At 65.7% G+C, this 23,184-nt stretch carries 27 protein-coding genes; 6 read left to right on the top strand and 21 right to left on the bottom strand.

Annotation, left to right across the window (positions count from 1 at the left end; translation table 11 throughout):
- Positions 1-52 precede the first annotated feature (52 nt).
- On the bottom strand, positions 53-835 hold the full coding sequence (locus HL671_RS06420) for an ATP12 family chaperone protein (RefSeq protein WP_172235905.1): 783 nt from the start codon (positions 833-835) through the stop codon (positions 53-55).
- Positions 836-922: 87 nt separating this feature from the next.
- Between HL671_RS06420 and HL671_RS06415 the strand changes: the two genes are divergently transcribed.
- Complete coding sequence (locus HL671_RS06415) at positions 923-1,363, top strand: hypothetical protein (RefSeq protein ID WP_012045017.1); 441 nt, start codon at positions 923-925, stop codon at positions 1,361-1,363.
- 64 nt (positions 1,364-1,427) lie between these two features.
- Positions 1,428-1,601 (top strand): RNA polymerase sigma factor region1.1 domain-containing protein, encoded by a 174-nt coding sequence (locus tag HL671_RS06410; RefSeq protein WP_085972632.1) that lies wholly within the window; start codon positions 1,428-1,430, stop codon positions 1,599-1,601.
- A 12-nt stretch (positions 1,602-1,613) separates the two neighbouring features.
- On the opposite strand, the gene HL671_RS06405 is transcribed toward HL671_RS06410, so the two are convergent.
- Positions 1,614-2,990 (bottom strand): RluA family pseudouridine synthase, encoded by a 1,377-nt coding sequence (locus tag HL671_RS06405; RefSeq protein ID WP_172235904.1) that lies wholly within the window; start codon positions 2,988-2,990, stop codon positions 1,614-1,616.
- Positions 2,991-3,096: 106 nt separating this feature from the next.
- Here HL671_RS06405 and HL671_RS06400 point away from each other — a divergent pair, with 106 nt between their 5' ends.
- Both HL671_RS06400 and HL671_RS06395 read left to right on the top strand, forming a co-directional pair.
- Positions 3,097-4,044, top strand: a complete 948-nt coding sequence (locus HL671_RS06400) for an alpha/beta hydrolase (protein ID WP_172235903.1) — start codon at positions 3,097-3,099, stop codon at positions 4,042-4,044.
- A gap of 178 nt (positions 4,045-4,222) precedes the next feature.
- A complete protein-coding gene (locus HL671_RS06395) occupies positions 4,223-5,452 on the top strand; it encodes an MBL fold metallo-hydrolase (protein ID WP_172235902.1) in 1,230 nt (409 codons plus the stop codon).
- A 53-nt stretch (positions 5,453-5,505) separates the two neighbouring features.
- Here the strand turns inward: HL671_RS06395 and HL671_RS06390 are convergent, their stop codons facing one another.
- The 3 genes from HL671_RS06390 to HL671_RS06380 are packed head-to-tail and all read right to left on the bottom strand — an operon-like array spanning position 5,506 to position 8,668.
- Complete coding sequence (locus HL671_RS06390) at positions 5,506-6,840, bottom strand: replication-associated recombination protein A (RefSeq protein WP_012045021.1); 1,335 nt, start codon at positions 6,838-6,840, stop codon at positions 5,506-5,508.
- Positions 6,837-8,231, bottom strand: a complete 1,395-nt coding sequence (locus HL671_RS06385) for a DegQ family serine endoprotease (protein ID WP_012045022.1) — start codon at positions 8,229-8,231, stop codon at positions 6,837-6,839. The genes HL671_RS06390 and HL671_RS06385 overlap by 4 nt, the downstream gene beginning before the upstream one ends.
- Positions 8,232-8,290: 59 nt before the next feature.
- Positions 8,291-8,668, bottom strand: a complete 378-nt coding sequence (locus HL671_RS06380) for a winged helix-turn-helix transcriptional regulator (protein ID WP_012045023.1) — start codon at positions 8,666-8,668, stop codon at positions 8,291-8,293.
- Between the two features lie 118 nt (positions 8,669-8,786).
- On the opposite strand from HL671_RS06380, the gene HL671_RS06375 reads away from it, so the two are divergent.
- On the top strand, positions 8,787-9,803 hold the full coding sequence (locus tag HL671_RS06375) for a zinc-binding alcohol dehydrogenase family protein (RefSeq protein WP_012045024.1): 1,017 nt from the start codon (positions 8,787-8,789) through the stop codon (positions 9,801-9,803).
- A 131-nt stretch (positions 9,804-9,934) separates the two neighbouring features.
- Here the strand turns inward: HL671_RS06375 and HL671_RS06370 are convergent, their stop codons facing one another.
- From HL671_RS06370 to HL671_RS06360, 3 genes are read right to left on the bottom strand one after another with little or no spacing between them, the layout of a single operon-like run.
- Positions 9,935-11,272: a chloride channel protein gene (locus HL671_RS06370; RefSeq protein ID WP_012045025.1), complete on the bottom strand. Its 1,338-nt coding sequence runs from the start codon at positions 11,270-11,272 to the stop codon at positions 9,935-9,937.
- Between the two features lie 19 nt (positions 11,273-11,291).
- Positions 11,292-11,588 carry a DUF1330 domain-containing protein gene (locus HL671_RS06365; protein WP_041750845.1) on the bottom strand — a complete coding sequence of 99 codons (297 nt, stop codon included), beginning with the start codon at positions 11,586-11,588 and terminating at the stop codon, positions 11,292-11,294.
- 9 nt (positions 11,589-11,597) lie between these two features.
- Positions 11,598-12,392, bottom strand: a complete 795-nt coding sequence (locus HL671_RS06360; RefSeq protein ID WP_172235901.1) for an SDR family NAD(P)-dependent oxidoreductase — start codon at positions 12,390-12,392, stop codon at positions 11,598-11,600.
- Positions 12,393-12,737: 345 nt separating this feature from the next.
- On the opposite strand from HL671_RS06360, the gene HL671_RS06355 reads away from it, so the two are divergent.
- The gene (locus HL671_RS06355; RefSeq protein WP_172235900.1) at positions 12,738-14,714 is read left to right on the top strand and encodes a methyl-accepting chemotaxis protein; all 1,977 of its coding nucleotides are present in this window, start codon (positions 12,738-12,740) and stop codon (positions 14,712-14,714) included.
- Between the two features lie 168 nt (positions 14,715-14,882).
- Here the strand turns inward: HL671_RS06355 and rplQ are convergent, their stop codons facing one another.
- From rplQ to rpsN, 13 genes are all read right to left on the bottom strand, one after another.
- Complete coding sequence (gene rplQ, locus HL671_RS06350; protein WP_006611863.1) at positions 14,883-15,296, bottom strand: 50S ribosomal protein L17; 414 nt, start codon at positions 15,294-15,296, stop codon at positions 14,883-14,885.
- Positions 15,297-15,449: 153 nt separating this feature from the next.
- Complete coding sequence (locus tag HL671_RS06345; protein ID WP_011926060.1) at positions 15,450-16,481, bottom strand: DNA-directed RNA polymerase subunit alpha; 1,032 nt, start codon at positions 16,479-16,481, stop codon at positions 15,450-15,452.
- Positions 16,482-16,594: 113 nt separating this feature from the next.
- Positions 16,595-16,984 carry a 30S ribosomal protein S11 gene (gene rpsK, locus HL671_RS06340; protein ID WP_012045029.1) on the bottom strand — a complete coding sequence of 130 codons (390 nt, stop codon included), beginning with the start codon at positions 16,982-16,984 and terminating at the stop codon, positions 16,595-16,597.
- Positions 16,985-17,113: 129 nt separating this feature from the next.
- Entirely contained in the window at positions 17,114-17,482 is a 369-nt protein-coding gene (gene rpsM, locus HL671_RS06335) for a 30S ribosomal protein S13 (RefSeq protein ID WP_012045030.1), read from the bottom strand.
- A gap of 195 nt (positions 17,483-17,677) precedes the next feature.
- A complete protein-coding gene (locus HL671_RS06330) occupies positions 17,678-18,586 on the bottom strand; it encodes an adenylate kinase (protein ID WP_172235899.1) in 909 nt (302 codons plus the stop codon).
- Between the two features lie 84 nt (positions 18,587-18,670).
- Positions 18,671-20,005: a preprotein translocase subunit SecY gene (gene secY / locus HL671_RS06325; RefSeq protein WP_012045032.1), complete on the bottom strand. Its 1,335-nt coding sequence runs from the start codon at positions 20,003-20,005 to the stop codon at positions 18,671-18,673.
- Positions 20,006-20,161: 156 nt separating this feature from the next.
- Positions 20,162-20,647, bottom strand: coding sequence for a 50S ribosomal protein L15 (gene rplO / locus HL671_RS06320; RefSeq protein ID WP_012045033.1), 486 nt, complete (start codon positions 20,645-20,647; stop codon positions 20,162-20,164).
- A gap of 11 nt (positions 20,648-20,658) precedes the next feature.
- Positions 20,659-20,850 carry a 50S ribosomal protein L30 gene (gene rpmD / locus HL671_RS06315; RefSeq protein WP_012045034.1) on the bottom strand — a complete coding sequence of 64 codons (192 nt, stop codon included), beginning with the start codon at positions 20,848-20,850 and terminating at the stop codon, positions 20,659-20,661.
- Positions 20,851-20,894: 44 nt separating this feature from the next.
- A complete protein-coding gene (gene rpsE / locus HL671_RS06310) occupies positions 20,895-21,467 on the bottom strand; it encodes a 30S ribosomal protein S5 (protein ID WP_006611855.1) in 573 nt (190 codons plus the stop codon).
- A gap of 48 nt (positions 21,468-21,515) precedes the next feature.
- Complete coding sequence (gene rplR, locus HL671_RS06305) at positions 21,516-21,878, bottom strand: 50S ribosomal protein L18 (protein WP_012045035.1); 363 nt, start codon at positions 21,876-21,878, stop codon at positions 21,516-21,518.
- A gap of 11 nt (positions 21,879-21,889) precedes the next feature.
- On the bottom strand, positions 21,890-22,423 hold the full coding sequence (gene rplF / locus HL671_RS06300) for a 50S ribosomal protein L6 (RefSeq protein WP_012045036.1): 534 nt from the start codon (positions 22,421-22,423) through the stop codon (positions 21,890-21,892).
- 13 nt (positions 22,424-22,436) lie between these two features.
- Positions 22,437-22,835: a 30S ribosomal protein S8 gene (gene rpsH, locus HL671_RS06295; RefSeq protein WP_012045037.1), complete on the bottom strand. Its 399-nt coding sequence runs from the start codon at positions 22,833-22,835 to the stop codon at positions 22,437-22,439.
- A 12-nt stretch (positions 22,836-22,847) separates the two neighbouring features.
- A complete protein-coding gene (gene rpsN, locus HL671_RS06290) occupies positions 22,848-23,153 on the bottom strand; it encodes a 30S ribosomal protein S14 (protein ID WP_012045038.1) in 306 nt (101 codons plus the stop codon).
- Positions 23,154-23,184 lie beyond the last annotated feature (31 nt).

The raw sequence follows: 23,184 nt of genomic DNA, 5'->3' as shown, positions 1-23,184 counted from the left end.
CGGGTTACGCGCAGAGCCTAGACCTTTGCCCTAAACCCAGCGTTAACCGGCCTCAGCTGGCGGGGCCGACGTCCTGGAGGATGCGGACGGCAGCCTGGTAGTCGATCTCCTTGGCGGCGCGGCGGCGCACCGCTTCCTCGTCCGCGCCCCATTGCTCGACATTCCAGTCCTCGTCGACATGGGCCGCCGCCCAGACCTGGTCGGCGTCGCGCACACGCTGCGCCAGCGCCAGCGCCAGCAGCGCCGAGCCGGTGACGGTCGTCACCACATGCGCGGCCGCCACCGCCCAGGGGCCGGTCGGCAGCGCATTGCGCGCCGCCTGCACCGCGGCGTCGGGCTGGGTCACATGCATGATGCCCTCGGACAGGATGAAATGCGCGCCAAGCGTATCGCGCGCCCAGTCCAGCACCGGGTCCCAATGCGTGGCCTCGCGGGCGACCAGCCCTTCGGGATGGCCGGCGCGGTAGAACAACAGGTCCGACTGCAGGTATTTGGCCATGTCCTCGCGGACGTCATCGGTGCGGTCGATCACCGACTGCACCACGCTGTTGGCGAAGCGCGTCAGCGGCATCGTGGCGGGATCGATGATCTCGCCTTGCGCCTGCCACTCGGCGGCCACCGCCTCCGCCAGCGCCTGCACGGGAACGACAACAACGCGGCCCGAGGGCGTGCGGATCGGCCGTCCATCGAGCGTCACGTGATAGCCGCCATCGACTGCGGCTGTGCCGACGTCCTTGTAGAAGCGCTTGCGCTGGGGCGCGCGCATCGCCTGGCGCGCCGCCTCCTGCGGATCGGGCTTCCCCTGGCCGACAACCTCGTCGAACAATTCACGCATCGAATTCCGGTCCTCTCGCGGGATGATCACACAGGATCCGTGGTTGCGCGCTAGATAAGGCCGATCCGCCCGAAATGCGAGCTGCCGATGCGCGTCCTGCTGTCCGTCCTCGCCTTGCTCTGGAGCCCGCTCCCGGCCGCGGCCGGCTTCGGCTCACCGGAATCGCTGGTGCGCAATGTCTATGCGCATTATGGCCAGGGCCAGCCGGACCTCTCCGCGGGCCTGCCGCGGACCGCCGAGGCGGCGCGGCAATTCTTCGACCCGAGCCTCGCCAAGGCGTGGGCGGCGCCGCGGCGCGAGCCCTACGACTTCCTGGTGCAGAGCCCGCGCTGGAAGCTCGGTCCGGTCGCGATCTCGATCATGCGCAAGCAGTTCGACAAGACCTACGTCGCGGCCGCCTTCGACAATCAGGGCCGGCGCGTAACCATGAACTTCATCGTCGTGAAGGGACCGGACGGCTGGGTCATCCTCGACGTCGAGACCCCGCACGATTCGCTGCGGCTGTTCCTGGAGCAGTTCCGGAACTGAGGCGGCCTGGCATCCGATTCGTCTTCCCTTGGGTAGATGCGCCCAATTTCAGCAGGAGAAGACCATGCTCGTGTCGGAGATCATTCGCCGGGCCATCGCGATGAGCGAGCCGGATGGCGAGATCAGCTTCGACGAATTGAACGCGCTGTGCGGATCGGACATGCCGCCCGAGGACATCGAAGACATCTTCTGCGCCTTGCGGGATGCAGGCATTCAGCTCGTCGAACAGAGAGGCTGAGCGCCGGACGGCTCACTCCTCCGGCGCGTTCTCGATCGGGTCGAAGCGGTCGTGCTCGAGGCCGAGCAGGTTCCAAGATTGCAGCATATGCGGCGGCAGCGGCGCGGTCGCGTCGATGACACCGCCGCGCGGATGCGGGATGACGATGCGGCGGGCTAAGAGATGCAGCCGGTTCTGCAGGCCGCCGGGCAGCGCCCAGTTCTCGATGTTGAAATATTTGGGGTCGCCGACGATGGGATGGCCGATATGTGCCATATGCGCGCGCAGCTGATGCGTGCGGCCGGTCACCGGCTTCAGCGACACCCAGGCGAGCTTGTTGGCCGAGGCCTCGACGACCGCATAATAGGTCACGGCGTGGCTGGCGCCCTCGTCGCCATGGGCGGCGACTCGCATGATGGTGTCGTCCTCGCCCTCGTCCTTGGCGAGATAGGTCGAGATGCGGCCCTGCTTCGGCTTGGGCACGCCGGCCACCAGCGCCCAATAGATCTTGCGCGCCGAACGGCTGCGGAAGGCGCCGGTCAGATGCGTCGCGGCGAAGCGGGTCTTGGCGATCAGGAGACAGCCCGAGGTCTCGCGGTCGATGCGGTGCACGAGCCGCGGCTTCTGGCCCTTGGCGTCGCGCATCACCTCCAGCATCTGGTCGATATGGCGCGTCATGCCGGAGCCGCCTTGCACCGCAAGCCCGACCGGCTTGTTGAGGACGAGCACGTCGTCGTCCTCGTACAGCGTCATCGCCTTGAGGCTCTCGAGCGTCTTGCGCTCCGCCTCGGAGAGGCCGGCACGCTCCTTCGGCGCGTCGAGCTTCAGCGGCGGAATGCGGACGGTCTGGCCCTCCTCCAGACGATCCTTGCTGTCGGCGCGCTTGCCGTCGACGCGCAACTCGCCTTTACGGACGATGCGCTGGATGTGGGAGAATGACAGGCCGGGAAAGCGCGCCTCGAGGAAGCGGTCGACGCGCATGTTGTTCTCGTCCGCCGTCACCACGACGGTCTGCACCTTGGTCGGCAGCACCGGCGTCTCGGGCTCGGCCTTCTGCGGTGGCGGTGCGGCGACGGGCTTGCGTTCGGCCCGCTCGGCGCCGAACCGCACGGGCTTGCCGGCGGCGACGCGCTTGCCACGCGGCTCGAACGTCTCCCGACGCTCGTCGCGCTCGGCACGGGGCGGACGTGCCTTGCCGCGCCCGAACTCGCTGCGCGACGCGGCCTCGCGTTCCCCGCCAAGACGCTCGCGCCGCGGACGGTCGCTCTCCGGGCGCTTGCTCGCCTCACGCTTCGGCGAATCGCGCTTGGCAGGCGCGCTCCGCACGGCTTCGGCCTTCGGCCGCTCGCTTTTGCGGCGGTCGGTCGGTCGGTCGGATCGGGTCTGGGTTCGCTTGATGCGGCGGCTCATGCGAGGTGCCTATCGCAAAAGCCCCTGCCAGTCACGGCGAAATCACGATAAATCGGCCCGGCGAGGCGCTGGCCCTCGCGAATCGGACGTGATCGGAGCTGACCTGATGATGCTGACGAGACTGGCCCTGACGATCCTCGCGACCGCGCTGACGCTGAGCGCTGGGCAGGCGCAGCAGAGCCCGATGCCCGACGACATCGCCTGGAAGCTGATCGAGATCGGCCGCGCGATCGACCCGCCGAAGACGGCTGCCATCTACGCGCCCCTGCAGGCCAGGGAGCCTTACGCCGGCGTCAAGGTGCAGCGCGATATCCGCTACGGCACGGCCGAGCGCAATCTGCTCGATGTGTTCACACCCGATATGGCGGCCGAGCCGCGCCCGGTCCTGATCTTCGTGCATGGCGGCGCCTTCATCGGCGGCAACAAGCGCACCACGCCGGACAGCCCGTTCTACGACAACATCATGCTCTGGGCCGCGAAGAGCGGCTTCGTCGGCGTCAACATCACCTATCGCCTGGCGCCGAAATTCCCCTGGCCCGCGGGCGTCGAGGACGTCGCCAGCGCGGTGCAATGGGTCGTCGCCCACGCGGCCGAGAACGGCGGAGATCCCGCGCGCATCTACCTGATGGGCCATTCCGCCGGCGCCGTTCATGTCGCGACCTATGTGGCGCATCCCGAATTCCACAAGATCGGCGGCGGTGGACTGGCCGGCGCGATCATGCTGTCCGGCATCTACGACCTCACCGCGACGCCGCTCGGCGACCAGGAGATGGCCTATTTCGGCACCGATCCCTCGCGCTTCAAGGAGCGCTCGTCCTTATCAGGTTTGCAGGCCTCGTCCCTGCCGCTGATGATCGCCTCCGCCGAGCTCGACCCGCCGCGCTTTGTCGAGCAGTTCGACCTGTTGAAGCAGGCCGCCTGCAAACGCCCATCCGGCTGCGCGCGAAGCGTGATGCTGCCGCAGCACAGCCATATGTCGGAAGTGTATTCCATCAACACCGAAGACGACCGGTTGACGCGGGAGATCGCGGAGTTCGTGACCACCCGCAAATAGTCATCTAATTCAGACATCGCGACGCAGCAAAGACAGCGAGGTTCCGCGACTGAGAAGGGCGATCAATCTGCCGGAGACAGACCGGCCTTGATACAGGTCAAGACCTCTCCTTGAGGCTGATCGATAGTCCGGACTGGTTGGGCGCATGCGGTGACGACACTCCTGTCAGGAGGGTGACATGCTCTTCCGTGGCTGCACTTGTGGTCCCTCGCCCTCATCAGCGACAAGACGCGGACGGTTCCATGTCGACGACGGCTCCGTTCAGGATCGTTCGAGCGCCGGCCTCGACCGGCGCGATGCGCTTTGCGGCATGGGCGCTGCCGCGCTCTGGGCCACCATCGCGAGCCTGGCGGGCGGCGCAGAACCTGCCCGGGCGCAGAAGCTGACCACGTCGATGCCGGAGGTCGACTCGCTCTCCATTCGCGTCATCACGGACAGTTTTCAGCAGGTCTTCGCGGCGCCGGCCCGCATGGGCAATGTTGAGGTGCAGCCGTTTTCGCTCGGGCTCACGGACAAGCCTCCACGCAATGTCCTGGAAAGCGAATGGGGCGTCTCGGCGCTGCTTCAAACGCAGTCCGGGACCGCGCAGCGTGCCGTGCTCGTCGACTTCGGATACACGCCGGAAACGCTAATCAACAACATGGCCATCCTGCAGATTCGACCCGAGATGCTCGATGCCATGTTGCTGACGCATGGTCATTTCGATCATTTCGGAGGAATGGCGGGGTTCCTCGGGGCGAGCAAAGGGCGATTCAAGCCGAGCATTGCGCTCTATCTGGGCGGCGAAGAGGCGTTCTGTACCCGCGAGATCGTCGTGCCGGCGACGCCTCCGCAATCCTACAACTTTGGTGCGCTGGACCGGAACGCTCTGCAGAGCGCAGGCGTGAAGGTCGTGTTGGCCGATCAACCGGCGCTCATTGCCGATCATGTCGTGGCGACAGGCCCGATCGGGGAGCGAAGCTTTGAGCATGTGACCGCGCCCACCCGCATGAGTGTCGGCCTCAAGGATGGCTACGGTTGCTTCCCGGAGCAGATGCCGGAGGCGAAGCGCACCGCAAGGTCAATCCCCGATGACTTCAGCCATGAGATTGCGCCCTGCGTCAACCTGAGAGGGCACGGCCTCGTCGTGTTTACGGGCTGCGGCCACCGCGGCATCGTCAACACACTGAAGCAAGCCATGGCTGCCACGGGCGTCGACCGGATCCATGCCGTCATGGGGGGCTTCCATCTTGCCCCGGAAAAGGACGAGTACGTTCAGGAGACGGTAGCGGCGATCAAGCAAATCAATCCCGACTTTGTCTTGCCCATGCATTGCACCGGCGAGTTGTTCACGAGGCTCGTTGAACATGACATGCCGGGCAAGCTCATTCGGATCAACACCGGGACGCGCGTCGTCTTCAAAGCCTGACCTCGTCCTCGCCAATTCGTGCAGGAGCGGCTTGCGACGTCACCTCTGCTGCGCTACCCGCCCCGCTCCTTCCTGAGCTTGGCCCAATAATCCAGCCGCTTGCGGATCTCGCGCTCGAAGCCGCGTTCGGGCGGATCGTAGAAGTGCTGGCGTCCCAAGGCTTCGGGGAAGTAGTCCTGGCCGGAGAAGGCGTCCGGCGCATCGTGGTCGTACTGATAGCCGGTGCCGTAGCCCTCGCCCTGCATCAGCTTGGTCGGGGCATTGAGGATGTGCTTCGGCGGCAGCAGCGAACCGCCCTCTTTCGCCACGCGCTTGGCGGCGCCGAAGGCCTTGTAGGCGGCATTGGATTTCGGTGCGGTCGCGACATAGATCACGGCCTGCGCGATCGCGAGCTCGCCTTCAGGCGAGCCGAGGAAATCATAGGCGTCCTTGGCGGCGTTGGCGATCACCAGCGCCTGAGGGTCAGCAAGGCCGATGTCCTCGACCGCCATGCGCACGATGCGACGGGCCAGAAACAGCGGATCCTCGCCGGCGTCGAGCATGCGCGCGAAGTAGTACAGCGCCGCGTCGGGATCGGAGCCGCGTACCGATTTGTGCATCGCCGAGATGAGATTGTAGTGGCCGTCGGCCGATTTGTCGTAGATCGGCGCGCGGCGCTGCAGGATCTCCTGCAATTGCACGGCGTTGAAGATCTCGTCCTTGCGCGCCGAGCGCCAGACTTCTTCCGCCAGCGTCAGCGCGGCGCGGCCGTCGCCATCGGCCATGCGGATCAGCACCGCGCGCGCCTCGTCATCGAGCGGCAGCTTGCGGCCTTCGACGGCTTCGGCGTTGCTGTAGAGCCGCTCGATCGCAGCCGCATCCAGCGAGTGGAACACCAGCACGCGCGAGCGCGACAGCAAAGCGGCGTTGAGCTCGAACGAGGGATTTTCCGTCGTCGCGCCGACCAGCACGACCGTGCCGTCCTCCATCACCGGGAGGAAGGAATCCTGTTGCGCGCGGTTGAAGCGATGCACCTCGTCGACGAACAGCAGCGTGCCCTGCCCGGTCTCGCGCCGGGCGCGCGCGGCGTCGAACACCTTCTTCAAATCGGCGACGCCGGAAAACACCGCCGAGATCTGCTCGAAATGCAGCTCGGTGGCGTCAGCCAGCAGTCGCGCCACGGTGGTCTTGCCGGTGCCCGGCGGGCCCCAGAAGATCAGCGAGCCCAGCGTGCGCGTCTCCAGCATGCGCGTCAGCGCGCCGTCGGGGCCGAGGATGTGATCCTGGCCGACGACGTCGGACAGCTTATGCGGGCGCAACCGCTCCGGCAGTGGCCGCGGCGCATCGTGCTCCATCCCCGCCGCGGCGAAGAGGCTCGGGCCTCCCGGCTGGGGACGCTTCGGACTCATCCGCCGAGCGTGACGTTGATCTGCTGGCCACCGCGCAGCACGGTGATACGCCAGATGCGCGCAGACTCGCGCGAGGCCTTGTCGAGATCGGCGGTCTTGGCAATCTTCTGGTTGTTGACGGCCATGATCACGTCGCCCTTCTGGAAGCCGACATTGGCCGCCGTGGTGCCGTCGCCCGGCTCGAGCACGACGACGCCTTCGGTGTCGGCGTCGAGATGCAGCTCATCGGCCACCGCGGGCGAGATGTTGGCCACCTTGGCGCCCTGGAACGGCGAGCGGCCGTTGATGACCATCTCGTTGCGCCCGGTGTCAGGCGCCGTCTCCAGCGCCACCGCGACCTTCACCGGCTTGCCACTCCGCTGCACCTCGATCTGCGCGTTGCCGCCGAGCGGACGGGTCGCGAAGCGATAGTCGAAGGCGTTCGGATCATCGACGGTCTGGCCGTCGATCGACACGATCAGGTCCGACGATTTGATGCCCGCTTTCGCCGCCGGGCTGTTCGGAACGACGGAGGCGACCAGCGCGCCGGTGGGTGAGCGCAGACCCAGGCTCTCGGCGATCTCCGGCGTCACCGCCTGCAGCCGCGCGCCGAGCCACGGACGCTTCACCGCCTTGCCGCCACTCTTGGCCGAGGCCACGACGACGCGCACCATGTTGGCGGGAATCGCGAAGCCGATTCCCTGCGAACCGCCGGACTTGGAATAGATCGCCGTGTTGATACCGACCAGACGGCCGGTCATGTCGACCAGCGCGCCACCGGAATTGCCGGGATTGATCGCGGCATCGGTCTGGATGAAGAATTGATAGTCGGTGATGCCGACCTGGGTGCGCGCCAGCGCCGAGACGATGCCATGCGTGACGGTCTGGCCGACGCCGAACGGATTGCCGATTGCGAGCACGACGTCGCCGACCAGGAGGTCATCGGAATTGGCGAGGTCGAGCGTCGGAAAGGTCTCGCGCGTGCCTTTGAGCCTGAGCACGGCAAGATCGGTACGGCTGTCCTTCAGCACGATCTCGGCCTCGAACTCGCGCTTGTCCGACAGCGACACCTTCACCTCGTCGGCGCCCTCGATGACGTGCACGTTGGTGACCACCAGGCCCGACGCATCGACCATCACGCCCGAGCCGAGCGAGCGCTGCATCTGCTCCTGCGGCCCGCCCTGCAGGCCGAAGAAGCGGCGGAAGATCGGATCGTCGAGGAACGGATTGCGGTTCTGCACCACCTTGGCGGCGTAGACGTTGACGACCGCCGGCTGCACGCGCTGCACGATCGGCGCATAGGACAGCCGCAGCTCGGCCGGGGATTGCGGTACGCGCCGCTCCTGCGCCGCGAGCGGAGTGGCGGCCAGCAGCGACAGCAGCAGAACCACGGTGGAGCGAATCAACGTCATGCGAACAATCCTGGAAAATGACGCCATGCATATAGGCGGAACGGCAGGTCGGGCCAAGCTCAGGCGGCCTGATGCGGCGTTTTGATGGTGTCTGCAACGGGGCCGCAGGACAGCCGTTCGTGGTGGCGCTCGCCCCAGCTGCGCAGGACCTCGATCACCGGCCGCAGGCTCTCGCCGATCTCCGACAGGCTGTAATCCACCCGCGGCGGCACCTCGGCATAGACCTTGCGCACCACCAGCCCATCCTCCTCCAGCGCGCGCAGCTGCTTGGTCAGCATGCGCTGGGTGATGCCGGGCATCAGCCGGCGCAGCTCGCCGAAGCGCTGGCTGCCGCCCTGCAGGTGGTAGAGGATCACGCCCTTCCACTTGCCGTCGATCAGGTCGAGCGTGGCTTCGACCGCGCAGCCCGGGCGGCGGGCGAAATTCTTCCGTTTCATCGGCTTTCGGTCCAATAGTATCCAAACGGGGACTAGTTCCCTGTTTTTACAGTACTTGCGAACATGACGCCAGCAGGACAAGTAGGCCCTATTCGGAAATTCCAGCCAGGAGGTTGTCATGAAGGCCGTCGGTTACCAGCAGTCGCTGCCCATCACGGAGGAGCGCGCGCTGTTCGATTTCGAAACCGCCAAACCCGAGCCCACCGGGCGCGACATCCGGGTCGCGGTGAAGGCGGTGTCGGTCAATCCGGTCGACACCAAGGTGCGCAAGCGCGCCGCGCCGCCGGCGGGCGAAACCAAGATCCTCGGCTATGACGCCGCCGGCGTGGTCGAGGCGGTCGGCCCCGAGGTGACGCTGTTCAAGGCCGGCGACGAGGTGTTCTATGCCGGCTCGATCCTGCGCCAGGGCACCAATGCCGAATTCCACCTCGTCGATGAGCGCATCGTCGGCCGCAAGCCGAAGACCCTGTCCTTCGCCGAAGCCGCCGCTTTGCCGCTGACCTCGATCACCGCCTGGGAGCTGCTGTTCGACCGGCTCGGCGCCGTGCCCGGCAAGAGCCTCGACGATCGCACCCTGCTGATCACAGGCGCGGCTGGCGGCGTCGGCTCGATCCTGATCCAGCTGGCGCGCCGCCTCACCGGGCTCACGGTGCTCGCCACCGCGACGCGGCCGGAATCGCGCGACTGGTGCCTGTCGCTCGGCGCCCATGCCGTCGTCGATCACGGCAAGCCGATCAAGGAGCAGATCGAGGCGCTGAAGCTGCCGCCGGTCGGCCTCGTCGCCAGCCTGACCCACAGCGACCAGCACTACAAGGCCATCGTCGAGGTCATGGCGCCGCAAAGCAAGTTCGGCCTGATCGACGATCCCGCCGAGTTCTCGATCGCCGCCTTCAAGGGCAAGGCGATATCGATCCATTGGGAATCGATGTTCACGCGCTCGATGTTCACGACGCCTGATATCATCGCCCAGCACAATCTGCTCAACGATGTCGCCGACCTGATCGACAAGGGCGTCGTCCGCACCACGCTCGGCGATCACTACGGCTCCATCAACGCGGCCAACCTCAAGCGCGCGCATGCCTTGATCGAGAGCAACACATCCCGCGGCAAGATCGTGCTCGAGGGGTGGGGCTGATAGCCGTCTCTCACAGGTGGACAAACGCGCAGCCGCAGTCTCTCCACGTCCGGGATCGCGGTGCGCCGTGCCCACCCCGTGCCGTGCGCGTACCGGCGCATAGTGGGCACGCTGCCGCGAGCTGATGAAGGTCAGCCGGCAGCGGCCACCGGCGGCGGCTCGCGCGTGCTCGCCTTGTTGGCTTCGGCTCTGGCCACGAAGCCCTTGGCGAGCGCGTGGTAGAGACCCTCCTCGCAGACCAGCTTCGAGGTCCCATAGGCGATCAGCGAGGCCATCATCAGCGGCACCACCATCGCGTGATTGTCGGTCATCTCCGTCACGATGACGAAGGCGGTGATCGGCGCCTGCACCACGCCCGCGAAATACGCGACCATGCCGAGCAGCATAATCGGCGCCAATGGCGTCTCATGAAACAGGCTTGCGATATTGGCGCCGATGCCGGCCCCGACAGCGAGCGACGGCGCGAAAATGCCGCCGGGCATGCCGCTGATCGCGGCGAAGGTGGTGGCGAGGAACTTGAGCACGCTGAAATTCTGCGGCAGTGGCGTGCCGGTCTCCAGCGCCGCCTTCACCTGCGCATAGCCGGTCCCGTAGATCGTGTCGCCCGAGGCGAGGCCGCACAGCGCAACCGCAAATCCGCAGGCCAGCGCGAACAGCAGCGGCTGCCGCCTGATGGCGCCACCGACGGCGCCTGGCAGCCCGCGGGCCATCGCGATCAGGATCCGGCTGAACAGGCCGCCAGCGGCGCCGCCGATGATGCCGCAAAGCGGCACTGCGAGCCAATCGATGCCCTTGCCGAGCGCAATCGGAGTCGTGCCGAAATAGGCGTAGTTGCCCATCAGCGCGAGCGAGGTCAGACCGGCAGCGATCACGGTGGCGATGACGAGGCTGGAGGTGCGCGTCTCGTAGGTGCGACTCATCTCCTCGATGCCGAACACGATGCCGGCAAGCGGCGTGTTGAAGGCGGCGGCGACGCCAGCTGCGGCGCCGGCCAGGATCAATCCGGGCTGGCGTCGTGGCGACAGCCGGCCCAGCGCAAACATGATCGAGGCGCCGATCTGCACCGTCGGCCCTTCGCGGCCGACCGAGCCGCCGCACAACAGGCCGAGCAAGGTCAGCACGATCTTGCCGATGGCGATGCGGATCGAGACCAGCGGACTCCGCGACCGCGGATCCGTCAGGTGCCGCGCGGCGATCGCCTGCGGGATGCCGCTCCCTTGCGCGTTGGGAAAGTAGCGCTGGGTCAGATAGACCGACAGCGCGAAGCCGGCGGGCGTGACGATCAGCGACGCGTAGCGCGACCTCGACAACAGCCAATTAAAGGCAAGCTGGGCCTGATCGGCGAGCACCGCCAGCGCCACCGCCGCCGCGCCCACGACCAGCCCGCCTGCAACGAACAGGACCCGCCGCTGCCACCTCGCCGAGGTCAGCTTCAGCCAACGCTTGCGGCGGGGTGTGATTGTCAGCATCGGGGCGCCAGTCCGGTCTTTACGCAGGTGCAGCACCCTCGACGAAAATCAACCGGCGGTCCAGCGCGTTCCAGCGCTCGTTCAAGGCTACGGCATATTCGGCCGATGCATACCATTCGCGCAGCCGGGCCATCGACGGGAACTCGACGATGATCAGGGTCTTGGCCGGCGGGCCGCCCTCGACCGTTTCGGCCGGCCCGCCGCGCACCAGGTAGCGCCCGCCATAGAGCGCGATCGAGCGCGCCGCACAGTTGCGGTAGCGCTCCATGGAATCGAGGTCGCGCACCTCGACCTCGGAGATGACGTAAGCGGCCATGGCCCGGCCTCAGGCGATGGTGTCGATGATCCCGCCCTCGACGCGCAGCGCGGCTCCGTTGGTGGCGGAGGCCTGCGGAGAGGCGACGTAGACGACCATGTTGGCGACCTCGTCGACTGCAGCAAAGCGCTGCAGCAGCGAGCCCGGCCGGTGCTGCTTGACGAAGGACGACGCGGCCTCCTGCTCCGACTGGCGGTTCTGGCGCGCCAGATCCTTGACGAAGGTCTCGACGCCTTCCGACAGCGTCGGCCCCGGCAACACCGCATTGACGGTGACTCCGGTGCCGCGCGTCAGCTTCGCGAGGCCGCGCGAAATCGCAAGCTGAGCCGTCTTGGTCATGCCGTAGTGGATCATCTCGGTCGGGATGTTGAGCGCCGATTCCGAAGAGATGAAGATGATGCGTCCCCAATTGCGCTTCAGCATGCCCTGCAGATAGGCGCGCGACATGCGCACGCCGGACATGACATTGATCTCGAAGAAACGGTCCCAATCCTCGTCGCCGATCTCGAAAAAGTCCTTCGGCTCGAAGATGCCGGCATTGTTGACGAGAATGTCGACCTCGGGAAGCGCTCTGACCACGGCGTTACCGCCGTCGATCTGAGCGACATCGCCGGCGATACCGTGCAGCCTGGCTGCGGGAACTGCCTGCTGCAGACGGATGAGAGCGGCGTCGACGCGGTCCTGAGCGCGACCGTTGAGCACGACCTCGGCACCCGAGGCGGCCAATCCCTTGGCGATGGCAAAGCCGATGCCGGCGATCGATCCGGTGACGAGAGCAGTCTTGCCGGAAAGGTCGATGTGCATGCGAAAGCTCCTTCGTGAGATCCTGGACAGCTCGGCAACGCACGCGGCTGCGGCAAGCCGCCATCACTCAGGCGTGACCGTGATGACCCGCTGGGTCGCCCGCGGGCCAGTCATCGCCGCGTTGCACAACCCCTGAGATGTAGAGCGCAGATAATCACCTATCCGACTGATTAATTTGAAAAATTTGCGTATTCCGGCGGTCGATCTGTCACGAAAGGTTCAAGACGAAAGAGGTAATTACGTAGTCACGCTGGTGGAGAGGCGCCCATGCACGCAGCCTTGCGTGCGATGCCCCCGCTCGCCTCGACCGACCTGACAGGAACGCAGTAATCGATGTTTGCGCCCATGACCGCCCTCCGCGCCTTGCTTTCGCGGCGGCTGCGTCCACGCCTTGCCACTCAGATCGCAACCTTCGGCACGGCCGGCGTGGTCGTGGTCGGCACACTCTGCCTTGGCGGGCTCGATCATGCCGCGCGGGTCCAGCACATCTCCGATGAGGGCATGCGGTTCCGCATGGACATTGCCGTGCTCTCGCAAGGCTTCCTCGAGACGCAATGGCTCGCGACCCGCTTCCTGCACAGCCACGACGAACGCCTCATCACCCAGCACGCCGATCGCGTCGCGCAGGAGCTGCAGGTGCTCGACGCCGTCGAAGCCTATGCCGTGACCGCGGCGGATAACGATCCGATCAGGCAGGTCGGGTCGCTGCGCACCGGCATCAATCTCTATGCCACACGGTTCCAGAATATCGTCGGCGCGCAGCGCGTGCTCGGCCTGCGCGAGGGCGACGGGCTGCAGGGCAGATTGCGGGATGCCGCCCGCGGCTTCGAGAGTGCGGTCACGGCGGCCGGCGAGCCCGGGCTCACGCTGCTGATGCAGGCCATGCGCCGGCTGGAGCACGAGTTCATGCTGCGCGGCGAGGAGAGGATCGGCGATCGGTTCGACGAGACCGAGAGCAGATTCGAGACGGTGTTGGCCGGCGCGGCGCTCGCAGCTCCGACCCGATCGGAGCTCCTGTCGCTGGCACGCGCCTACAAGCAGGCGTTTGCAGGGGTCGCGGTGTCGCGTCAGGCGCTGGACGAGCAGGTCGAGGACCTCGAACAGATCTTCGATCGCATCCACCCTGCTCTGGTCCAGGCGGCCGCCGCCGCCCAGTTGCGCGGCGAGGCCGCTGAACGCAGGGCGGCCGAGGTGCGGCGGATGCTGAGCTGGATCACCGGAGCGACCGCGATCGCGCTGGCACTCGCCGCGGTGCTGTTCGGACGCCGCGTGGCGCGGCTGATCCGGGGCATGAGCGCCGCCATGCACGAGCTGTCGGCCGGCAGGTTCGACGTCGTGCTCCCCGGCCTGGGGCGCAATGATGAGATCGGCGAGATGGCGCAGGCCGTCGAAGCCTTCAAGCTCACCGCCAGGCGGCGTGCCGAGACCGAGCTCGAAAGCCGCCGCGAGGAGGATCGCCGCGCCGCCGAGCGCCATCGTGCAGAGCTGGCGCGGCTCGCCGAGTCGTTCGAGGCCACGGCCGGCCACGTCATCATGTCGGTGTCGTCGGCCTCGCAGGAGCTCACCCAGTCGGCGCATGGCCTGACCGAGACCGCCCACCATACCCAAGCGCTGTCGGCGGCAGTGGCCGCAGCCTCCCAGGAAGCCTCGCTGAATGTGCAGCGGGTCGCGGCCGCGACCGACGAGATGATGGCATCGGCTGCGGAGATCGGACGGCAGGTCGACATCTCAGCAGGGATCGCCCGCGACGCCGTCGATCAGGCCAGGCAGACCGACGAACGGATGGCGCTGCTGGCAGCCGCGGCCGACCGCATCGGCAGCGTCATCCAACTGATCGCCACGATCGCGCAGCAGACCAATTTGCTGGCGCTGAATGCGACGATCGAGGCGGCACGGGCCGGCGAATCCGGCGCCGGCTTCGCCGTCGTCGCCCAGGAGGTCAAGACGCTCGCCAAGCAGACCGCCGACGCCACCGAGGACATCCGAGAGCAGATCGCCGGCATCCAGACCGCGACGCGGGAATCGGTCGGTGCGATTGGCGCGATCGTCGCCATCATCGGCCGCATCTCGGATATCGCCTCGGGCGTCGCAACCGCCATCGAAGGCCAGGGCCACGCCACGCGTGACATCGCCCGCAACATCCAAAGCGCGTCCGAGCGCACCGCCCAGGTCGCGCACAGCATCGGCGAGGTGACGAACGGCGCCTCCATCACCGGCGTGGCCTCGTCCCAGGTCCTCAATGCGGCCCGGCTGCTGACCGATGGCAATGATCGCCTGCGCCAGGAGCTCGACGATTTCGTCCGCACCATCCGCGCGGGGTGAGTGCGCACGCCTGGATCATGGCGCGTTTGCACGAGCCCGCATCATGATCTCTCCTGTTGGTCTGAGCACGATACTGTCCGGGCGACGGGACCATGAAACGAAAACGGCGTCCAAAACGAAAAACGGCGCCCGAAGGCGCCGCTCTGTAACCCTATCTCGGATGCCTGCTTACGCGGCTTCCGAGGTTTCCTGCACCGGGCCGGAATCCTGGCCCTTGGCATCGACGTCGCGATCGACGAACTCGATCACGGCCATCGCCGCGTTGTCGCCGTAGCGGAAGCCGGCCTTGATGATGCGGGTGTAGCCGCCATTGCGGTCCTTGTAGCGAGGCGCCAGCACGTCGAACAGCTTCTTGACCTGGTCGACGTCGCGCATTTCGGCGATCGCCTGACGGCGCAGCGCCAGACCGCCCTTCTTGCCGAGCGTGACCAGCTTCTCGACGATCGGCCGGAGTTCCTTGGCCTTCGGCAGCGTGGTGACGATCTGCTCGTGCTTGATCAGCGCGGCGCACATGTTGGCGAACATCGCCTTGCGATGCTCGGCAGTGCGGTTGAGCTTCCGATGAACCTTGCCGTGACGCATTGTCTTAGTCCTTCATTTCAATCTGCCGCGACGGTTCGTCGGACATGTTGCTCAGGTGGGCTGCCTGCGTTCGCCCGGTAGAATAGCGAGTGGCGAATAGCGAATGGCGAGGAGTGTTTCTTCCCTATTCGCCACTCCCTACCCGCCATTCGCTCAGTAGTGATCCTCGAAGCGCTTGGCCAGTTCGTCGATATTCTCCGGCGGCCAGCCAGGCACTTCCATGCCGAGATGCAGACCCATCTGAGCCAGCACTTCCTTGATCTCGTTCAGCGACTTGCGGCCGAAGTTCGGGGTGCGCAGCATCTCCGCTTCCGACTTCTGCACGAGGTCGCCGATATAGACGATGTTGTCGTTCTTCAGGCAGTTCGCCGAACGCACCGACAGCTCGAGTTCGTCCACCTTCTTGAGGAAGGCCGGGTTGAAGGCGAGATCCGGAATGATCTCCTGGGCGACTTCCTTGCGCGGCTCTTCGAAGTTGACGAAGACGTTGAGCTGATCCTGCAGGATGCGGGCGGCGTAGGCCACCGCGTCCTCCGGCGAGATCGCGCCGTTGGTCTCGATCGTCATGGTCAGCTTGTCGTAGTCGAGGATCTGGCCCTCGCGGGTGTTCTCGACCTTGTAGGAGACCTTGCGGACCGGCGAGAACAGGCTGTCGATCGGGATCAGGCCGATCGGCGCGTCCTCAGGACGGTTGCGCTCGGCCGGCACGTAGCCCTTGCCGGTCGCGACCGTGAACTCCATGCGGATCTCGGCGCCCTCGTCCAGGGTGCAGAGCTGCAGGTCGGGATTGAGCACGACGATGTCGCCGACGGTCTGGATATCGCCGGCGGTGACGGCGCCCGGACCCTGCTTCTTCACGACCATCCGCTTCGGGCCTTCGCCCTGCATCTTGATCGAGATATCCTTGATGTTCAGCACGATGTCGGTGACGTCCTCACGGACGCCCGCTATCGAGGAGAACTCGTGCAGCACGCCATCGATGTGCACCGACTGCACCGCGGCGCCCTGCAGCGACGATAGCAGGATGCGGCGGAGCGCATTGCCCAGCGTCTGGCCGAAACCGCGCTCCAGCGGCTCGGCAACCACGGTGGCGAAACGGGTCGCGTCGGAGCCCGGCGTGACCTGGAGCTTGTTCGGCCGAATCAATTCTTGCCAATTCTTCTGGATCGTCACTGTTTCACCCATGGGCCAGTCCGTCGGCTGCGACTGACTGGCGTTGGAGAACCGCGCATCGGATCGCGGCAATCGAAATGGTTCAAAAGCAAGACGAGGCGGACATGCTGCCCGCCTCCTTCAGATCAAACGCGACGACGCTTCCGCGGACGGCAACCATTGTGCGGGATCGTCGTCACGTCGCGGATCGAGGTGACGGTGAAGCCCGCGGCCTGCAGCGCGCGCAGCGCCGATTCACGTCCGGAGCCCGGACCGGCGACCTCGACCTCGAGGGTGCGCATGCCGTGCTCCTGGGCCTTCTTGGACACGTCCTCCGCCGCGACCTGTGCCGCGTATGGGGTCGACTTGCGCGATCCCTTGAAGCCCATCGTGCCAGCCGACGACCAGGCGATGGTGTTGCCCTGCGCATCGGTGATGGTGATGGTGGTGTTGTTGAACGACGAGTTCACATGGGCGACGCCGGAGGCGATGTTCTTGCGCTCACGACGGCGGACACGTGTGGCTTCCTTGGCCATATAGGTACCTTTCTTGAGATCTCAACGCCGCCGTAGTGCCAGCGGCTACACCGAAGATGCGAATGGTGAATAGCGAGTAGCGAATAGGGATCGCCCCTACTCGCCACCCGCTACTCGCAATTCACCAGATTACTTCTTCTTGCCGGCGATCGCCTTGGCAGGACCCTTGCGCGTGCGCGCATTGGTATGCGTGCGCTGACCGCGAACCGGCAGGCCACGGCGATGACGCAGGCCGCGGTAGCAGCCGAGGTCCATCAGCCGCTTGATGTTGATGCCGGTCTCGCGCCGCAGGTCGCCCTCGACGACGTAGTCGCGGTCGATGATTTCGCGGATCTGCAGGACTTCCTGGTCGCTCAGCTGGTTGACACGGCGATCCTCGGCGATCTTGACCTTTTCAATGATCTCGCTCGCGATCTTCGGGCCAATGCCATGGATGTACTGGAGCGCGATCAGGACGCGCTTGTTGGTCGGGATATTGACACCGGCAATACGGGCCACGGACTTCTCTCCTGTCGCCGATCCCAGGACGGACCGGCCTTCATTCTCGCTATCTCGGGCAGGTGTCCGCAAACGCGAACAAGACGCCCACCCCTCGATTCGTGGGGCCCGGCATCTTTCGAAAACTATCCGACTTGGATGCGGGCTTATTAATGGATTCACACGGCGGTCGTCAACCGCTCCTAGAAGATTCGGTCACCTCGTTGCGCGCTTTTTTGCGGCTTTCGCCGAGGTTTTCCGGGTCCCCTTGGTGGCCTTGGCTGCGGATTTGCTAGCCTTGGCGGCGGGCTTGCGTGCCTTGGCAGGAGCTCTGGCCACCTTTTTGGGAGCCTTGGCCGGCGCTTTCTTGGCGGCCTTTTTCACGGTCTTGGCGGCCTTTTTGGCGGTTTTGCCGGCCTTTTTGGCCGCGGCTGCCGATTTCGTGGCTGTCTTGGCCGATGTCTTGGCGGCCTTCGTGGGGAGCTTGGCACTGCGCTTGGCGGGGCTGGCATTCTTGGCCGCCCGACTCGTACCGCCCTTCCCGACCGCGGCCAGGATCCGGCCGATCTCCGCGGTCACCTGCTCGATCGGCATCATGCCGTCGACCGTCGCGAGCATCCGGTGGTCGGAATAATAGTGGATCAGGGGCTCGGTCTGGTCGCGATAACTGGCCAGCCGCTTGGTCAGGACCTCCGGCGTATCGTCGGCCCGCACCGGCTCGCCCCGCGCGCGGGTCTCGGCCGCCCGGCGCTCGACCCGCTCGAGCAGCACACCCTCATTGACCTTGAGCTCGATGACCGCGTCCAGCGTCATCTGCTTCTGCTTCAACAGCGCATCCAGCGCCTCGGCCTGCGGAACCGTGCGCGGGAAGCCGTCGAGGATGAAGCCGTTGGCGGCGTCGGGCTGCTCGATCCGGTCGGCGATAATGCCGACCACGACCTCGTCCGGCACCAGACCGCCGGCGGCCATGATGTCCTTGGCCTTCAGCCCGATCGGGGTCTGCGCCGCCACGGCTGCGCGCAGCATGTCGCCGGTCGACAGCTGCACGATGCCATATTGCTGCACCAGGCGCTGCGCCTGCGTTCCCTTGCCCGAGCCGGGCGGTCCCAGAAGAATGAGTCTCATTGAATGTCCGCCCCCCGGCACACGGTGAGCGATCCTCCCGCGCACCTTGTTCTTGGCTTTTGGCTCCCGGGCCGCGATCCGCCGCTAGCCGCGGCGGCGCCCCCGCAATTTCGACTTCCTGATCAACCCTTCATACTGATGGGCGAGCAGATAACCCTGAACCTGCGCCACGGTATCCATCGTAACGCTGACCACGATCAGAAGCGAAGTGCCACCAAAGTAGAACGGGACGGAAGCGTAGGAAATCAGAATTTCCGGGATCAGACACACGATCGCCAGATAGATGGCGCCGAGCACGGTGATCCGGGACAGCACGTAATCGATATATTCCGCGGTGCGCTCACCCGGCCGGATCCCGGGGATGAAGCCGCCATGCTTCTTCAGATTGTCCGCCGTCTCGGTCGGGTTGAACACGATGGCAGTGTAGAAGAAGGCGAAGAACAGGATCAGCGCCAGATACAGCACCAGGAACAGCGGCCGGCCGTGGCCGAGCTGGGTGGTGATCCACTGGAACCATTCCGGGCCCTTGCCGGCGTTGAAATTGGCGACGGTGGTCGGCAGCAGCAGCAGCGACGAGGCGAAGATCGGCGGGATCACGCCCGAGGTGTTCAGCTTCAGCGGCAGATGCGAGGACTGGCCCTCGAACATCTTGTTGCCGACCTGGCGCTTCGGATACTGGATCAGGAGCCGGCGCTGGGCGCGCTCCATGAACACGATGAAGGCGATCACGGCAACCGCCATCACGATGACGATCAGGATCAAGCCGGTCGACAGCGCGCCCTGACGTCCCAGCTCGAGCATGTTGGCGAGCGCCGAGGGCAGCTCCGCCACGATGCCGGACAGGATGATCAGCGAGATGCCGTTGCCGATGCCGCGCGAGGTGATCTGCTCACCCAGCCACATCAGGAACATGGTGCCGCCGGTCAGCGTGATCGCGGTGGACAGGCGGAAGAACAGGCCGGGATCGGCGACCACATTGCCGGCGCCTTCGAGCCCCACCGCAATGCCGTAGGACTGGACGGCGGCCAGAATCACCGTGAGATAGCGGGTGTACTGGTTCAGCATCTTGCGGCCCGCCTCGCCCTCTTTCTTGAGGGCTTCGAGCTGCGGCGAGACCGTGGTCAGGAGCTGGATGATGATCGATGCCGAGATGTACGGCATGATGTTCAGCGCGAAGATCGCCATGCGGTGGATGCCGCCGCCGGCGAACATGTTGAACATGCCGAGAATGCCGCCGGCCTGGGTGCGGAACACCGAATCCCAGATGTTCGGATCGATGCCGGGCAGCGGGATGTAGGTACCGAGGCGGTAGACCAGCAGCGCGCCGAGGGTGAACCAGATGCGCTTCTTGAGCTCATCGGCCTTCGCAAACGCGCCGAAATTGAGGTTTGCCGCCAGTTGTTCCGCTGCTGAGGCCATATCTGACTTTCTCCCGCCGCCCTTTTGACCACATCAGCCCCGCGAGGGCTCGCGGGGCTTGGGCAGACGTTCGGATATTATCTGGTGCGCCGACGCATTCTGTCCATCGCCCTCCCCCGCCAAGCTGACGCCTGCGGCGGGGCGATGACGCAGAAGTTACGCCGCTTCGCCTTCGTCCTTGGCTGGCGCCAGGAGCTTGACGGTGCCGCCGGCCTTCTCGACCGCCGCAATCGCCGACTTCGAAGCGCCATGCACCTCAATGTTGACCTTCGCGGTGATCTCGCCGCGGCCGAGCAGACGCACGCCGTCCTTGGCGCGACGCAGCGCGCCCGACTTCACCAGCGCCTCGGCGTTGATCACGCTGCCGGCATCCAGCTTCTTGGCATCGATCGCCTGCTGGATCCGGTCGAGATTGATCTCGACGAAATCGAGCGCGAAGATGTTGTTGAAGCCGCGCTTCGGCAGACGGCGATGCATCGGCATCTGGCCGCCCTCGAAGCCCTTGATGCGCACGCCGGAACGTGCGGTCTGGCCCTTGCCGCCACGGCCGGAGGTCTTGCCCTTGCCGGAGCCGATGCCACGGCCGACGCGCATGCGCTTCTTGCGCGCACCGGCATTGTCGGCGATATCGCTGAGCTTCATCGCCCTTCTCCTTACTTCTCGTCGACGATGCGGACGAGATGATGAACCTTGGTGATCATGCCGCGGACCGCCGGCGTATCAGGCAGTTCGGTCACGCGGCCGATCTTGTTGAGCTTCAACCCGATCAGCGTCTCGCGCTGCGAGTGATGCCGGCGGATCGGGCTGCCGATCTGCTCGATCTTGATCGTCTTGGCGTCAGCCATTGTCCTCACTCCGAGATGCGCCAGCCAGAGGCGGCGCGCGTTCGTTAGTCGGCAGCTGCTTCGGCATCGCCACCGACGCGGCGGGCCTGCAGGGTCGACACCTTGATGTTGCGGCGCGCGGCGACCGAGCGCGGGCTGTCCTGGTGCTTCAGCGCGTTGAAGGTCGCGCGCACCATGTTGTACGGGTTGGACGACCCGATCGACTTCGCCACCACGTCCTGGATGCCCAGCGTCTCGAACACGGCACGCATCGGGCCGCCGGCGATGATGCCGGTACCGGCTGGCGCTGCACGCAGATAGACGCGGCCCGCACCGTGACGACCGAAAATGTCGTGGTGCAGGGTCCGGCCCTCGCGCAGCGCGACGCGGGTCAGGTTACGCTTGGCGGAGTCGGTCGCCTTGCGGATCGCCTCCGGAACCTCGCGCGCCTTGCCGTGGCCGAAGCCGACCCGGCCCTTCTGATCGCCGATCACGACGAGCGCCGCAAAGCCGAAGCGCTTACCGCCCTTCACGACCTTCGCGACTCGGTTGATGTGGACGAGCTTGTCGACGAACTCGCTGTCGCGCTCCTCACGCTCCTTGCGATCGCGACCGCCTCGTTCCCGTTCACCTGCCATGGTGCTATCCAATCTTCTGAGGGGCTCTGACGCCCAAATCCAATGATGTTAGAAGCTCAGCCCGCTCTCGCGCGCCGCGTCGGCCAGAGCCTTGACGCGACCGTGATAGAGATAGCCGCCGCGATCGAACACGACTTCCTTGATCCCCGCCTTCACCGCGCGCTCGGCGAGCAGCTTGCCCACCGCCTTGGCCGCATCGATATCGGCGCCGGTGTTGCCGGACGAGCGCATCTCCTTCTCCATCGACGATGCAGAGGCGAGCGTCTCGCCCTTCTGATCGTCGATGACCTGAGCGTAGATGTGCTTCGACGAGCGGAACACCGACAGACGCGGACGGCCGCCGGCGGAGCGGCGCAGCGACAGCCTCACGCGCTGCTTGCGCCGGGCATTCGTAACCTTGGCTCTCGACATGTCCGGCTCCGTTACTTCTTCTTGCCTTCCTTGCGGAAGATGAATTCACCCGCGTACTTCACACCCTTGCCCTTATAGGGCTCCGGCGGCCGGTAGGCGCGGATCTCGGCGGCCACCTGGCCGACGCGCTGCGGGTCGATGCCCGTGACGGTGATCTCGGTCGGCTTCGGCACGGCGATCGTGATGCCTTCCGGGATCTGGTAGACGACGTCGTGGCTGTAGCCGAGCGCGAGCTGCAGGTTCTTGCCCTGCATCGCGGCGCGGTAGCCGACGCCGGTGATCTCGAGCTTCTTCTCGAAGCCCTTGGTGACGCCTTCAACCAGATTCGCGATCTGGGCGCGCGCGGTGCCGTACAGCGACCGGGCGCGCTTGGTCTCGCTGCGCGGGGCAACCCTGACCTGGCCGTTCTCGAACTTCACGTCCACGTCGTCATGGACGATAAACTGAAGCTGCCCCTTCGGCCCCTTCATCTTGACGGTCTGGCCGTCGACGGTTGCGGTCACACCGGACGGCACCGTCACAGGCTTCTTGCCAATACGTGACATGGCTCAATCCTTCTTAGAACACCGTGAAGAGAACTTCACCGCCGACATTCGCGTCACGCGCGCTATGGTCGGCCATGATTCCCTTCGGCGTCGACAAAACAGAAATTCCGAGCCCGTTGTTCACGCGCGGCAGGTTCTTCACCGAGGTGTAGACGCGCCGGCCGGGCTTGGAGACGCGCTCGATCTCGCGGATCACGGGCTCGCCGTCGAAATATTTCAGCTCGATCTCGATCTCGCTGCGGCCGGACGGATGCTCCAGCGTGGCATAGCCACGGATGTAGCCTTCCGACTTCAGCACCTCGAGCACGCTGGCGCGCATCTTCGAGCCGGGGGTCGTGACCTTCGACTTCGAGCGCATCTGCGCGTTGCGGATGCGGGTGATCAGATCGCTGATGGGATCGTGCGTTGACATGTTCGACCCTCCTTACCAGCTCGACTTCACGAGGCCCGGAACCAGGCCCTTGGATCCGAGCTCGCGCAGCGCGATGCGGCTCAGCTTGTTCTTGCGGTAGTTCGACCGCGGACGGCCCGTCAGCTCGCACCGGTTGCGGATGCGGGTCGCCGACGAGTTGCGCGGCATTTCGGCCAGCTTCAGGGTCGCGGCAAAGCGCTCCTCCATCGGCTTGGTCTTGTCGGCGATGATCGCCTTCAACCGGGCGCGCTTCGGGGCGGCGTTCTTCGCCATCCGCTTGCGCCGGTTGTTCTTCTCGACTGAACTCTTCTTTGCCATGCTTGGCTCCTGGGTATCCGCGTTTGAGAAG

It is taken from the genome of Bradyrhizobium denitrificans, assembly GCF_013179005.1.
GTDB lineage: Bacteria > Pseudomonadota > Alphaproteobacteria > Rhizobiales > Xanthobacteraceae > Bradyrhizobium > Bradyrhizobium denitrificans.
Note: the sequence above shows the minus strand (reverse complement) of the source record. Positions and strands in the feature narration are given on the sequence as shown.

Bases quoted from the DNA above. Each gene is read 5' to 3' on its own strand.
- HL671_RS06415 (WP_012045017.1), top strand. From the start codon at position 923: ATGCGCGTCCTGCTGTCCGTCCTCGCCTTGCTCTGGAGCCCGCTCCCG.
- rpsN (WP_012045038.1), bottom strand. From the start codon at position 23,153: ATGGCAAAGAAGAGTTCAGTCGAGAAGAACAACCGGCGCAAGCGGATG.
- rpsK (WP_012045029.1), bottom strand. From the start codon at position 16,984: ATGGCCAAGGAAGCCACACGTGTCCGCCGTCGTGAGCGCAAGAACATC.
- HL671_RS06375 (WP_012045024.1), top strand. From the start codon at position 8,787: ATGAAGGCCGTCGGTTACCAGCAGTCGCTGCCCATCACGGAGGAGCGC.
- rpsE (WP_006611855.1), bottom strand. From the start codon at position 21,467: ATGGCAGGTGAACGGGAACGAGGCGGTCGCGATCGCAAGGAGCGTGAG.
- HL671_RS06420 (WP_172235905.1), bottom strand. From the start codon at position 835: ATGCGTGAATTGTTCGACGAGGTTGTCGGCCAGGGGAAGCCCGATCCG.
- HL671_RS06365 (WP_041750845.1), bottom strand. From the start codon at position 11,588: ATGGCCGCTTACGTCATCTCCGAGGTCGAGGTGCGCGACCTCGATTCC.
- HL671_RS06330 (WP_172235899.1), bottom strand. From the start codon at position 18,586: ATGAGACTCATTCTTCTGGGACCGCCCGGCTCGGGCAAGGGAACGCAG.
- HL671_RS06410 (WP_085972632.1), top strand. From the start codon at position 1,428: ATGCTCGTGTCGGAGATCATTCGCCGGGCCATCGCGATGAGCGAGCCG.
- rplR (WP_012045035.1), bottom strand. From the start codon at position 21,878: ATGTCGAGAGCCAAGGTTACGAATGCCCGGCGCAAGCAGCGCGTGAGG.
- HL671_RS06400 (WP_172235903.1), top strand. From the start codon at position 3,097: ATGATGCTGACGAGACTGGCCCTGACGATCCTCGCGACCGCGCTGACG.
- HL671_RS06355 (WP_172235900.1), top strand. From the start codon at position 12,738: ATGACCGCCCTCCGCGCCTTGCTTTCGCGGCGGCTGCGTCCACGCCTT.
- HL671_RS06385 (WP_012045022.1), bottom strand. From the start codon at position 8,231: ATGACGTTGATTCGCTCCACCGTGGTTCTGCTGCTGTCGCTGCTGGCC.
- HL671_RS06370 (WP_012045025.1), bottom strand. From the start codon at position 11,272: ATGCTGACAATCACACCCCGCCGCAAGCGTTGGCTGAAGCTGACCTCG.
- rplQ (WP_006611863.1), bottom strand. From the start codon at position 15,296: ATGCGTCACGGCAAGGTTCATCGGAAGCTCAACCGCACTGCCGAGCAT.
- HL671_RS06395 (WP_172235902.1), top strand. From the start codon at position 4,223: ATGCTCTTCCGTGGCTGCACTTGTGGTCCCTCGCCCTCATCAGCGACA.
- HL671_RS06380 (WP_012045023.1), bottom strand. From the start codon at position 8,668: ATGAAACGGAAGAATTTCGCCCGCCGCCCGGGCTGCGCGGTCGAAGCC.
- HL671_RS06390 (WP_012045021.1), bottom strand. From the start codon at position 6,840: ATGAGTCCGAAGCGTCCCCAGCCGGGAGGCCCGAGCCTCTTCGCCGCG.
- rpmD (WP_012045034.1), bottom strand. From the start codon at position 20,850: ATGGCTGACGCCAAGACGATCAAGATCGAGCAGATCGGCAGCCCGATC.
- HL671_RS06345 (WP_011926060.1), bottom strand. From the start codon at position 16,481: ATGGGTGAAACAGTGACGATCCAGAAGAATTGGCAAGAATTGATTCGG.
- HL671_RS06405 (WP_172235904.1), bottom strand. From the start codon at position 2,990: ATGAGCCGCCGCATCAAGCGAACCCAGACCCGATCCGACCGACCGACC.
- rplF (WP_012045036.1), bottom strand. From the start codon at position 22,423: ATGTCACGTATTGGCAAGAAGCCTGTGACGGTGCCGTCCGGTGTGACC.
- rpsH (WP_012045037.1), bottom strand. From the start codon at position 22,835: ATGTCAACGCACGATCCCATCAGCGATCTGATCACCCGCATCCGCAAC.
- secY (WP_012045032.1), bottom strand. From the start codon at position 20,005: ATGGCCTCAGCAGCGGAACAACTGGCGGCAAACCTCAATTTCGGCGCG.
- rplO (WP_012045033.1), bottom strand. From the start codon at position 20,647: ATGAAGCTCAGCGATATCGCCGACAATGCCGGTGCGCGCAAGAAGCGC.
- HL671_RS06360 (WP_172235901.1), bottom strand. From the start codon at position 12,392: ATGCACATCGACCTTTCCGGCAAGACTGCTCTCGTCACCGGATCGATC.